This window comes from Autumnicola lenta (genome assembly GCF_031846515.1).
Classification (GTDB): domain Bacteria; phylum Bacteroidota; class Bacteroidia; order Flavobacteriales; family Flavobacteriaceae; genus Autumnicola; species Autumnicola lenta.
Genome location: NZ_JAVRHO010000011.1, coordinates 1 through 12,321, shown reverse-complemented (window position 1 = coordinate 12,321; position 12,321 = coordinate 1). Strand labels below are relative to the sequence as shown.

The following is a 12,321-nucleotide window of genomic DNA, read 5'->3' as shown; positions in this document are numbered from 1 at the left end:
CCAGGCGGCTTTTAAAGTATTTTGAGGTAAAAGAATTATGTCTTTGGTTATATTTGCTTAAAAACTTACAGATGTCATTTTCAGATTTGTTCGGCTCGGGAGAGCATTTACGTAACTTAAGTCATTTCGCAGCTATTGTGAATTTAGCGGCCAGCGACGGAGAAATTAACCAGGAAGAAGAAACTATGCTGAAACGTTTCGCCAGAAAACTGGATATCGCACCTAATGAATATGAGAAAGTGATAGAAAACCCTACTTCTTTCCCTATAAATGGCTACAACAGTGTGGAGAAAAGGCTGGAGCGGCTGCATGATCTCTTCAAGATTATCTACGCAGACCACGAAATGGATGAAGAGGAAACTATTTTAATAAAAAAGTACGCCATTGGACTAGGATTTTCGAGCGAAGATTCTGAAGGGATAATAAAAAGATCCATCCAGATTTTTAGCGGGCAATTAGACTTTGACGACTACCGCTATCTATTGAATAAGAAGTAAAACGTATCAATTTCAGCTGAATTTAGCTTTTTATCATCTTTTTCTTCCGAAGAAGGAGAGGACAGAACTTCTTTTGCCTTTCAGAAAATATCACCTCTTAAAGAAAAAACAGTCATGCCTGAAAAACGGCAATTTTCGACCTGCTGTTCAAACAACTCCACAAGGTTTTTAAAAACTTGCAGGAGGTGAAATCGTCTGGTTCAGTAAACTCTCATCAGACTTTGTTATATTGTTCAAAATAATATTTTATGGAATTGTTAGTCCGTGAGGCCACCGAAGAAGATATGCCACAAGTGCTGGAGTTAATAAACGAACTGGCAGTTTTCGAAAAAGAACCCGAAGCTGTAGTTATAGATGTTGAAGATCTTAAACGCGATGGCTTTGGTAAAAATCCTTTATTTACCTGTTTTGTTGCCGAAGTGAAAGGTAAAGTTGAAGGAATGGCACTCCTCTATTTTAGATATTCTACCTGGAAAGGGAAGACGGTTCATCTGGAAGACCTTATTGTGAGGGAAGAATATCGCGGTAAAGGACTGGGAAGTGCCCTTTACAGTAAAGTAATTGCTTTTGCGCAAGAAGAAGGTGTGAAACGTACTGAATGGGTGGTGCTGGACTGGAACAAAAATGCCGTGGATTTTTATGAACGCAGCGGGGCGACTGTTTTTCGGGATTGGTGGACCGTGCAAATGGATGAAGGCGGAATGAAGAAGTTTTTGAGTAAAACCACCGGAAACTAAGCTCAATATCTGTCTTCTGTAAAAATCTATTCCTATTTTTGTATAAAACCGCCAATACTATGGATTATAAAATACGCGAAGCACGAAAAGAAGATATGGCAGCCGTTCTTGAATTAATTAAGGAACTTGCCGCTTACGAAAATTCTTCAGGTGAAGTAGAAATAGAGATAGAGGATCTTGAAAAGGAAGGGTTTGAAGAAGGCAATTTCAAATGTTTTGTCGCAGATGTAGATGGAAAAATTGAAGGAATGGCATTGGTCTATTTCAGATTTTCTACCTGGAAGGGCAGAACAGTTCATCTGGAAGATCTTATCGTACGGGAATCTATGAGAGGAACCGGACTTGGTGGTGCACTTTATCAAAAAGTGGTAGAATATGGTCACGAAAATGGTGTAAAAAGAGTAGAATGGGTGGTTTCTGAAGGTAATCGCAACGCTATAGAATTCTACGAAAATACAGGTGCCGACATCAAGAAAAACTGGTATACCGTGCATATGGGGGAAACCGCAATAAAGAAAAACCTCAAAAAGAGAAGATGAAGGTCTTCAAGTTTGGCGGCGCTTCTGTAAAAGATGCTGAAGGGGTTAAAAACGTACTCCGGGTCCTGCAAAAATCAGGAAGTAAAAACCAACTTGTGGTAATTTCTGCAATGGGAAAAACAACAAATTCCCTGGAAGAGGTGGTAGCCGCATACCTCAAAAATGGCAATTTTCGTGCTCCATTGTCTGTTGTTAAGGAATACCACCAGCAAATCTTAAGTGAACTATTTCAGAATCCAACTGCTTCGGTATTTGATAAAATTGAAACTTTTTTTACCGATCTGGAAAACTTCCTGGCCCATAATAAATCTACCAAATACGATTTTGTTTACGACCAGGTGGTGAGTTATGGGGAATTGATTTCTACCAAGATTGTAAGTGAATTTTTAAAACTTTCAGGACTTGCGAATAACTGGCTGGATGCCCGCAACCTAATAAAAACCGATGCTACTTACCGGGACGCACAGGTAAACTGGGAAGAAACGCAGGAGGAAATTCCGAAGAAAATAAAGAGAGATGAGCTTAATTTAACGCAAGGCTTTATAGCTTCAGATCCCAACAATTTCACCACTACTTTAGGAAGGGAAGGAAGCGATTATACTGCTGCCATTTTCGCCTATTGCTTAAATGCCGAGAGTGTTACAATTTGGAAAGATGTCCCGGGAGTTTTAAATGGCGATCCAAGGATTTTTAAAAAAACGCAGTTGCTGGAACAAATTTCTTATGAAGAAGCTATTGAATTGGCGTTTTACGGCGCTTCGGTAATTCATCCAAAAACCTTACAGCCGCTACAGCGAAAGGAAATTCCGCTGTATGTAAAATCCTTTTTAAATCCGGATGATCCGGGAACTGCGGTAAGCAAAGGGCAACATATAATCCCGTCTATCCCATGCTTTATAGTAAAGAAAAATCAGGTGTTGATCTCCCTTTCTTCGCTGGATTTTTCATTTATGGTAGAAGAAAACATCAGCGAAATCTTCAGGCTTTTTCACCAATATCAGATTAAAGTAGATCTTATTCAGAATTCTGCTATTAGTTTTTCGGTTTGTGTTGATAATAAATTCAATAACCTGGAAAAACTTATTCAGCATTTAAAGGCCCGGTATAAAGTTAATTTTACTACCGGCGTTTCCCTGTACACCATTCGGCATTTTACAGACGCTGCCGTAAAAACCCTGGAAAAAGATAAGAAAGTGCTTTTAAAGCAGGTGGCTCAGAACACGGTACAGCTTGTTACTGCAGAATAGAAGAGGGCATCTAAAAGGTTTATATTTAGCGAAGTAATTCGCCTTGATATGAAGGTTGTAAACTTAAAAGGAGTGGCCACGGTTATGAGCTTCGAAAAATTTCAGATTCCCGGCACTTCCCCCGGCTGGGTAACTTCAGGATCCCGGGAACAGGGAAAAAATTGAAATAAGAGGTAGCAACTCCATGCTTGTTAATTTCATGTTATTCTAAGCTTCTACTTAGGAGAGCCCCTTTTTCATTATTACCTTAACAGACACAAAAATTTAAACAAAAATGGAGAATATACTTATAGCCGGAGCTAACGGCCAAACAGGAAAAAGAGTTGTGGAAATTCTTAATAATACAGAGAATTTTTCCCCTGTGGCATTAATTAGAAAAGAGGAACAAAAGCAGATTTTTGAAGATATGGAAGTAGAAAGTATACTTGCAGATCTTGAAGGAGATGTAGACCACACCATGCAGGGAATAGACAAAGTGATCTTTGCCGCAGGATCTGGTGGACATACAGGTCCAGATAAAACCACGGCAGTAGACCAAAATGGAGCAATAAAACTTATTGATGCCGCCAAAAACGCCAACGTTAAGAAGTTTATCATGCTAAGCGCGATGGGCACTGATACTCCTGAAAAATTTGGAGACCTGGAACATTATCTGAAAGCAAAAAAAACCGCAGATGATCATTTAAGGGAAAGCGGAATTCCCTTTACTATTGTTCAGCCGGGAGCGCTTACAGATGACATGGGCCTTGCAAAAGTAAAACTTGCTGAAAAGCTTAATGAGCAGGGAGAGATTTCCCGGGATGATGTCGCTTTTTTACTGGTAATGAGCCTTGCAGATCCTTTGATGAAAAATATGTCTTTTGAAGCCATTGAAGGGCAGGAATCTATTAAATCTGCAATGATTGAATTGAGCAAACTAGGATAAAAATATCCTAAATTTATAATTTAAGGCTGCTCAAGTGGGCAGCCTTCTTTTTTATCTACACCAATATTTATAAGGTTCTTGAAGCAAAGAAGCACACATTTTCTTTTTCCTTAAAAAAAGTTACAATCCTCATAAACTCTGTTAAGCGTATATCACTCATTTACATTTAGTTGTACATTAAATAAAAATTGTAAAACTAAATTATTTGAAAAATGAAAAGATTGTTACCTATTGCTCTTCAAAAAAACATTTTAAGAACCTCAATGAGTTTTTTATTGCCAGTTGTACTCCTGAATTTTACAGGATTAACAGCACAGGAGAAAATGATGACAGGACCTGAAGTGACTACATCAAATCCTATGGAAATTATGCCAAAGGGAGAGGCTCCGGACTGGGCTCCAAACATTGATCCGCAAATGTTGGCCGTAATAGAGCAGTTTAAAGCTTTTGAGATGCCGAAACCTGTTGAAATGAGTGCATTTCAACTTAGAAATGCAAAGCTACCGGCAGAAGCTGTCATGGCTCTTCTCGCTAAGTCAGGAATACCTGCCAAGGAACCTAAAGTTGATATTTCCCACAAAATTCTTAATGTTGGCCCGGAAGAAGGTATACTAGTACGCATCTATAAGCCGGTGGAAATGAATCCCGGAGAAGAACTACCCGTAATTGTATATTATCACGGTGGTGGCTGGGTGATAGCCGATCTTGACACCTACGAACCATCTGCAAAAGCCCTTGCTGCAAAGGCCGGTGCTATCGTAGTTTCTGTGGCCTACAGACAGGCACCTCAATTTACATTCCCAACTGCTCATGATGATGCTTTTGCTGCCTATAAATGGGTAGTGGAAAATACTTCGGAAATTGGAGGAGATGAAAATAATATCGCAACTGCCGGAGAAAGCGCGGGAGGAAATTTGGCGGTGGCCATTCCTATTATGGCTAGAGAACAAAATGTTAAATTACCCGTCCATATTTTATCGGTTTATCCCATTGCAGACGGCGACGTACAATCTCCATCTTATGATGAATATGAAAATGCTTCACCCCTTAACCGACCTTTTATGGAGTGGTTTTTCAAAAAATATTCTCCTAATCAGGAATCAAAAAGCGATCCTCTTATAAGCCTTATTGACGCCGATTTAGCGGGACTACCAACAACTACTATTATAAATGCACAACTTGATCCTTTGGAGCATGAAGGAGGCGAACTTGCTGAAAAAATGGACCAAGCCGGTATAGACGTAGAACGTGAAGTTTACCAGGGAGTAACACATGAATTCTTCGGAATGGCAGCCATATTGGAACAGGCTGTAGAAGCACAAAAATTTGCCGCCGACCGGCTTAAAGAAAGCTTTGGTACTAATTAAAAAAAGGTGTTTTTTGTTAGAGAGGAAGCTGTCTCAACTTAATAGATTGAGGCAGCTTTTTGTTTACATAAAAGTTTGGCCAGCTTCAGCTCCAATGCCGAAAATGGCAATTTTCGGGCAACTTTCTTCAATTAAAGAAAAGCTTTATCGTTAGGCTCCCAAAGCTCAATTTTATTTCCTTCAGGATCCATAATCCAGCCGAATTTTCCTTCTTCGGCATTCTCAATCTTATCAAATACCTCAACTCCCTCTTCTTTTAGCACCTTCAACAGCTCTTCCAGGTTTTCTACCCGGTAGTTCATCATAAAATCCTTTTCCGAAGGTTTAAAATGACTTGTATCTTCTTTAAAAGGGCTCCACTGTGTAGAACAGTCGTTACCTTCAGCATCTTTCCACCAAAAAGTACATCCCCATTGATCTGTATTTAGGCCAAGATGTTTATTATACCAATCCTTTATTGCATTGGGATCTTTAGATTTAAAGAACACACCACCTATTCCTGTAACCCTGTTTTTCATATGAACCTTTTAAAAATCTGTGCGAAGAGGAGCCTCCTTCTGCTCATCCCCCAGTCCGAATTTAGAAGTAATTTTAGAGGCAATTACACTAGCCAGTCGTTTGTGGGATTCCACCGTCCATCCGGCCACATGCGGACTAAGGATCACGTTAGGAAGAAACATTAATTCGCGCATGGCTTCCGGTAATGGTTCTGCCGCGCTTATCGCAACGTTCTTTTTATTGGCAAAAAGACTTTCAAAAGATGCTTTTTCATATTCCAGCACATCCAGGCCGGCACCAAGAACGCGGCCATCTTTTATAGCGGCCACCAAATCTTCAGTCACCACATTTTTTCCCCTCGCAGTATTAATAAACCAAAAAGGCTTTTTAAATTTCCCAATAAATTCATTGTTAACCATTTGGTGGGTTTCTTCTGTCCAGGGTGTATGCAGGCTTACTACATCTACCTTTTCATAAAATTCATCAAGATCTACCTGCCGCACATTTTTATCGCCCACATCTTTTTTAATATCATAGCAAAGCACCTCAGCATCAAACCCGCGCAGTTTTTTGGCAAAGGCCTTTCCCATATTTCCGTAACCTATAATCCCCACTGTTCTACCATCCAGTTCTATCCCGCGGTTTTCCTCCCGGTGCCATAGCCCTTCTTTTACTTCTTTATCGGCCTTATTTAATTTATTAAAGAGGGAAAGTAGCATTCCCAGCGTATGCTCTCCCACTGCATTCATATTACCTTCGGGTGCAGAAAAAAGCGTTATTCCGTTTTCTTCAGCATAGGGAACGTCAATATTCTCTAGTCCGGCGCCTACTCTTGCAATGAATTTCAAATTTGGTGCGGCGTCTATAAATTCTTTATCTATCGTATACCGGCTCCTTATTACAATCCCGTCATATAAATGCTGATTTTGCAGGGTTTCTTCCCGGCTTTGATCATATGCTTCGACATTGTGATGTCCTGCTTCAGCAAGTTTCTTGAGTAAGATTGGATGATTGGTATCGGAGTGTAGAATAATCATTTGTAGTAGTTTTCGATTTAATCTATTGGTTAACTGGTTTATAACCTGAAATGAAACGATTTCCCGTTTTCAGATCATAACTTACAAAGGTAAAGAATGATTTTAATTAAGAAAATCAGAGATAAGCAGATCAAAAAAATTTTCGATCAAAAGCGCTGAAGATTCTGCAAGTAGTACGGAGAAACTTTTGCGACTCTAAAAGCCGATAATTGCCGTTTTTGAAGTGTCCCTCGTTTTTTCTTCGGAATAAAAATGGGCCAGAGCAAAAAAACAATTTCCGGAATTTGTTTAGAAGAACTTCGTTCACACTTCGACAGGCTCTGTGTGACTTCGACAGGCTCTGTGTGACTTCGACAGGCTCTGTTTGACTTCGACAGGCTCTGTGTGACTCCGAAAAGGCTCTTTCTTTTTCCTTAGATGAAAAAGAAATCCGGCCTCACTTCAAATTTTACTATGAATTCTCAATTGATGATAGCCGATAATTGTCCTTTTCGAGGTGTCGCCTTCAGGAGAAGTTTTAGAGATAGTTTTAGAGATAGTTTTAAAAAGTTTCAAAAAAATAGGTTTCGACAGGCTCAACCTGACATTTTGAAGACGACTGGAACAGCTTCAGCATTAATGAAAAAACTATAGGTCGATAATTGGCATTTTTCAGGAGTCTCTTAAAATTCCAATATAGACTTGGCAATGGAAAAGAAGATAATAATCCCGAAAATATCATTACTGGTGGTTATAAAAGGTCCTGTCGCCATGGCTGGATCTATTCCGAATTTATCCAGGATGATTGGCACAAAGGTTCCTATAAGAGAAGCTATAATGATTACCGAAATAAGAGAAATCCCAATTGTGAGACCAAAAAGAAAATCAAAACCTAAAAGAAGAATTCCGCCTACAAGCAGCAGCGTTGCCAATACAACTCCGTTTAAAAGGCTCAATAACACCTCTTTAATTAGCCTTTGCAAAAGCGAACCCCTTAAGCTCTGATTCGCCAGACCCTGCAAAACAATTGCTGAAGATTGCACCCCCACGTTACCCGCCATAGCGGCAATAAGCGGCACAAAGAAAAAGAGTGCAGCGTGCTCCTGCATGGCGGCATCAAATGTTCCAAGCACCGTAACACTAACAAATCCGCCAAAAAGAGCAAGAATCAACCATGGCAAACGTGCCCGCGTTAACTTCCAGATACTGGCATCTGCTTCTACACCTTCAGAAATACCGGCCGCCATTTGATAATCCCTTTCGGCCTCTTCCCTTATAAAATCAACAATATCATCTATCGTTACACGGCCAACCAGCCGGCCCATTTCATCTACCACGGGAATTGCTTCCAGGTCGTACTTCTGCATCACCCTGGCAACCTCTTCCCCCTCGGTATGTACGTTTACATAATCTACAGTGGGAATATAAATATCGCTGATATTCGCTTTACTGGAAGCCGTAAGAAGATCTTTAAGTGAAAGTCGTCCTTTTAGTTTGTCTTTGTTATCTACCACATAAATGGAATGCACCCGGGTCACATTTTCGGCCTGGGCACGCATCTCGGTCATACAACCTGTTACACTCCAGTTTTCGTTTACTTTTACCAGCTCTTTTGCCATTAAACCTCCGGCAGAATTCTCGTCATAACGTAAAAGTTCAACAATATCACCAGCATGCTGTTCATCCTGAATTTCGGCGATTACCGTTTGCTGACGCTCGAGAGAAAGCTCAGAAATGATATCTGCAGCATCATCGGTATCCATTTCTTCCAGCTCTTCAGCAATTTCTTTTGAAGAAAGGGTTTCCAGGATACGTTCCCTAACCCCGATATCCAGCTCCATTAAAGCCTCGGCCGTTTTCTGGCTATCCAGCAATTTAACCAGGTACGTGGCCTGTTCGAGTTCTAACTCTGTTATAATTTCTGCAATATCAGCGTGATGGATTTCCTCCAGAAGATCCAGCAATTCCTCATCCTTTTGATTTTCGATGAGAAATTCTATTCTTTCTATAAGTTCATCACTAACCTGAAATTGCATAGGGCTGAATTTTTAAAGTCAGATCCATAAAAGCCTCTGTACTTAGCTGCTCCGGACGCTGCCCAAAGATAGTATCTTCCCTTAGACTATCGGGCAGATCAAAGCTTTTTAAACTATTCCTTAACGTTTTACGACGCTGATTAAATGCTGCTTTTACCACCCGGAAAAACAATCGCTCGTCGCAGGGAAGGGAATAATCTTCCTTACGCCTTAACCGCAGCACACCACTGTCTACCTTCGGCGGCGGATTAAATACTGAAGGCGGCACGGTAAAAAGATACTCGGCTTCATAAAAAGCCTGCGTAAGTACAGATAAAATTCCGTAGGTTTTATTACCTTCTTTCTCACAAATACGCTTTGCCACTTCCTTCTGAAACATTCCTGAAAATTCCGGAACCAGGTCACGGTTCTCCAGTACTTTAAAAACAATTTGTGTAGAAATATTATATGGAAAATTGCCAATTATAGCATAGGACTCCTGCTGGAAAACCTGTGACAGATCGTATTTTAAAAAATCCTGCTCATGTATCCTGCCGTGTAGTGCCGGATAATTTTCATGAAGGTAGGCAACACTTTCAGTGTCAATTTCTATTACATGCACTTCTGCATCTTTCTGAAGCAGATACTTAGTCAAAACGCCCATTCCCGGACCAATTTCCAGCACTTTCGTGTATCCGGAATAACTTAAGGTATCAGCAATATTTTCTGCTATAGTTTCATCTTTTAGGAAATGCTGGCCAAGATGCTTTTTTGCCCTTACAGCTCCGTTATCTTCCCCAGCCCCAAAGGAGGCTTTAAATTTTTTCTGCTTTTTCATAACTGTGGTTTTATCTGCTCCTTTATGGCAGTCCGGGAAAGATTATTGTTCAGAAATTACTTCGAGTTCTGTTCTAAAAGCCACAAATTTTCCTTCAAAAGGTTTTGTCTTTGCTCTAAGTTCCTCTGCATTTTCATCGTAATATTTTTGAAGTAACTCCTTGCTTTCAGCGGTGTATTGAACAGAATAAGTAATTCCTCCCATTGGCTCCTCAACCATCACTTTGGTCATTAAAGCCTTTGAGAACTTTCCTGTTTTTAACATATCCGGAATATGTTCTTTTTTCATCCAGGCTACCCATTTAACATGAATTTCTTCCTGGACATTAACAGTGACATTATATATGTACATAAAAATTTTTTTTGAAGTATAGAAACGGACTATTCAATTTGATCTCCCCGTAAAGTGCGGAAATTTTTCCTGGCTTCCACAAAAAAGATACTGTCGGCAAAATTAAAAATTATATTTTCATAAAAAGTCATTGCCTTTTCCGGCTCATTAAGATGATTGGCATATAACTCCGCCAGGTAAAAATTGGCATTATCGGCCAAAATATCTTCGTTGTAAAGCTCTATAATCTGAAGATAATTAGCTTCCGCCTTTTTATATTCTGCACTCTTCTCATACAATCCTGCCTGCTTCAGCAGCGCCTCGTCTTCAATTTTTTCCCCTTTATGAAACTCCAGAACACTATCCAGAACACTTATAGCTTCGGAATCTTTTTGCTGAAAGGCCAGTAAATCTGCTCTCGCATATTGCTTTAATGCAGCCTGCGTAGAATCTTCAATGGAATTGTCCTCGATAAGCAGACTCAGTTCCATGGCATCGTTGGCAATTAGCTGTGAAGTTGAAGATTTTAAGACATCCAGCTGGTTTTTGGCCCAATCGAAATCACCTTTATAGTAACTGGTTTTTGCCACTTTGAAGCGCGCATTCTGAGAAAATTCATCATTTTTCACCAGTTTCTGCACCTGGGAATAATAAATCAATGCTTCATTAAATTTTTCTTCTAAAACGAGAACATCGGCAAGTGTTAGTTTCACCTGAGCTTTGTCAAAGTTACTGGTCACGTTTTCAGACAGATTTTTTAGTAAGTCTACGGCTTCTGTAGTTTTATTTCTTTTAAAAGCCAAAAATGTAGCATAATCGATCTGAAGTGAAAGCGTATTTATACCATAGCCATATTGTGATAACAACTGCTGAAATTCCTTATCCAGGGAATCATATTCCTCCGGGTTCGCGCTTTCCTGTTTTAAGGCTAATAACAGCTGACTTCCTTGCAGAACTATATTCTCTGAAGGCGACTCTTCTATTACATATTCAATAATCTCCTTCGCCGTCTCCAGATCTTTATTATCACGGGCGATAATTGCCAAATTTATCACACCCTGTAAACCGGATTCTCCGCGGCGGTACATGGCCTTTTCCTGAAGAAAAGCACGATCATATTGTTTTTGCTGAACAAACAGCCAGCTAAGGATCTTATTATAAATTAAAGCCGGATTCTCCTGAAGCTTCTTCAGCACTAACTTTCTAAAGATCATATTAGCTTCTGAAGAAGCATCTTCAGAAATATAGCGATTAAATTCCCTGTTGGCAATCGGAAAGAATTTAGGATCGGCATCGATAAGGTCCAGGTAATTCTGAAACATCTCTTCAGTCTTTCCCTGCTCCCCGTAAATACGGGCAAGCTGGAGACTAAAATTCATATCTGCACTAAGCTCCATAGCTCTCTCATAAGCCTGGGAAGCAAAATCCAGCAGGTTATATTTTTCGAATCCACGGGCTATAGAATAGGCATAATTTGGCCTGCCTTCAATTGCATCCAGGGCTTCTTCATAAAACTGTTTGGCCCTGGCGTTGTTTTCCTTCAGCTCAAAATTATGCCCCAGTTCTATTAAAATATTTGGATTATTGGCTGAGTTATTAAGCTTCTCATACAAAAGCTGTTCTGCTGCCTCAAAATTCTCCAGTTGCTGATAAGAGGATACCACCCCCTCGAAAAGCATGGGATTAGCAGGATTTTGTTTTAAGAGCTGCTGGTAAGTCTTAAGAGCCTTTTCATATTCCCCCTGATCAAAAAAATTCCTGGCCAATTGTTCCGACTGTGCAAACAGTGAGAAATTGGTACAAAGAAAAAGGATTATGAATAGAAAAAAGCGCATCCTGTAAAGATAAGCAATTGTACTGTTCTTTTGATTTCTAAAAGATCGATTCCCTGGCTAGACAGATGTACAATGATTTCTTTTTTGCATAAGAAAACATTCAGGAAATCACTTTTTAAGCTTCGAATCCATCCTTCGAATATATCGTGTTGTTGGTAAGATTTTCTCCGGCGGGACTTCTATTACTTCTTCATCTTTACCAATAATTAAAGGACTGTTCTTATAACGTTTGAATTCAACCAGTTTTTGGTAAGATATTTCCAGTCCTTCTATAATTTTTTTCCTTCTTTCAGTAATAATTGCTTCTCTATCCATTGTATTTTTTTAATAAATTTTTCCATATTTCAGGATTTCCGACTTCTTCTTCAGTTTTCGCACCTTCTGCAATTACCTCATGTGGAGCTCCAGAATTATCTATAAACATCCAGTCATCAACCAGCTCTTTAAAGATCTTAAAAAAATTCTTTAAACCGTTTT

At 39.6% G+C, this 12,321-nt stretch carries 13 protein-coding genes; 6 read left to right on the top strand and 7 right to left on the bottom strand.

Annotated features, from left to right (window positions below):
• The first annotated feature begins 71 nt into the window (after positions 1-71).
• The 6 genes from RM545_RS09090 (at position 72) to RM545_RS09065 (ending at position 5,312) form a co-directional block, all read left to right on the top strand.
• Positions 72-497 (top strand): TerB family tellurite resistance protein, encoded by a 426-nt coding sequence (locus RM545_RS09090; RefSeq protein ID WP_311485277.1) that lies wholly within the window; start codon positions 72-74, stop codon positions 495-497.
• A gap of 248 nt (positions 498-745) precedes the next feature.
• Positions 746-1,234: a GNAT family N-acetyltransferase gene (locus RM545_RS09085; RefSeq protein ID WP_311495009.1), complete on the top strand. Its 489-nt coding sequence runs from the start codon at positions 746-748 to the stop codon at positions 1,232-1,234.
• Positions 1,235-1,293: 59 nt separating this feature from the next.
• A complete protein-coding gene (locus RM545_RS09080) occupies positions 1,294-1,773 on the top strand; it encodes a GNAT family N-acetyltransferase (protein WP_311495008.1) in 480 nt (159 codons plus the stop codon).
• Complete coding sequence (locus RM545_RS09075) at positions 1,770-3,020, top strand: aspartate kinase (protein WP_311495007.1); 1,251 nt, start codon at positions 1,770-1,772, stop codon at positions 3,018-3,020. Before RM545_RS09080 ends, RM545_RS09075 begins: the two co-directional genes overlap by 4 nt.
• A 274-nt stretch (positions 3,021-3,294) precedes the next feature.
• Positions 3,295-3,945, top strand: a complete 651-nt coding sequence (locus tag RM545_RS09070) for an SDR family oxidoreductase (protein WP_311495006.1) — start codon at positions 3,295-3,297, stop codon at positions 3,943-3,945.
• Positions 3,946-4,157: 212 nt separating this feature from the next.
• Complete coding sequence (locus RM545_RS09065) at positions 4,158-5,312, top strand: alpha/beta hydrolase (RefSeq protein ID WP_311495005.1); 1,155 nt, start codon at positions 4,158-4,160, stop codon at positions 5,310-5,312.
• A 131-nt stretch (positions 5,313-5,443) separates the two neighbouring features.
• Here the strand turns inward: RM545_RS09065 and RM545_RS09060 are convergent, their stop codons facing one another.
• The 7 genes from RM545_RS09060 to RM545_RS09030 form a co-directional block, all read right to left on the bottom strand.
• The gene (locus RM545_RS09060) at positions 5,444-5,830 is read right to left on the bottom strand and encodes a VOC family protein (RefSeq protein WP_311495004.1); all 387 of its coding nucleotides are present in this window, start codon (positions 5,828-5,830) and stop codon (positions 5,444-5,446) included.
• Positions 5,831-5,839: 9 nt separating this feature from the next.
• Positions 5,840-6,847 carry a 2-hydroxyacid dehydrogenase gene (locus RM545_RS09055; RefSeq protein WP_311495003.1) on the bottom strand — a complete coding sequence of 336 codons (1,008 nt, stop codon included), beginning with the start codon at positions 6,845-6,847 and terminating at the stop codon, positions 5,840-5,842.
• A gap of 662 nt (positions 6,848-7,509) precedes the next feature.
• Positions 7,510-8,862, bottom strand: coding sequence for a magnesium transporter (gene mgtE / locus RM545_RS09050; RefSeq protein ID WP_311495002.1), 1,353 nt, complete (start codon positions 8,860-8,862; stop codon positions 7,510-7,512).
• A complete protein-coding gene (gene rsmA / locus RM545_RS09045) occupies positions 8,846-9,679 on the bottom strand; it encodes a 16S rRNA (adenine(1518)-N(6)/adenine(1519)-N(6))-dimethyltransferase RsmA (RefSeq protein ID WP_311495001.1) in 834 nt (277 codons plus the stop codon). The genes mgtE and rsmA overlap by 17 nt, the downstream gene beginning before the upstream one ends.
• Before the next feature lie 42 nt (positions 9,680-9,721).
• Complete coding sequence (locus RM545_RS09040; RefSeq protein ID WP_311495000.1) at positions 9,722-10,030, bottom strand: DUF4286 family protein; 309 nt, start codon at positions 10,028-10,030, stop codon at positions 9,722-9,724.
• Positions 10,031-10,059: 29 nt separating this feature from the next.
• Entirely contained in the window at positions 10,060-11,775 is a 1,716-nt protein-coding gene (locus RM545_RS09035) for a tetratricopeptide repeat protein (RefSeq protein WP_311494999.1), read from the bottom strand.
• A 177-nt stretch (positions 11,776-11,952) separates the two neighbouring features.
• A complete protein-coding gene (locus RM545_RS09030) occupies positions 11,953-12,159 on the bottom strand; it encodes a hypothetical protein (protein WP_311494998.1) in 207 nt (68 codons plus the stop codon).
• Between the last annotated feature and the right edge of the window lie 162 nt (positions 12,160-12,321).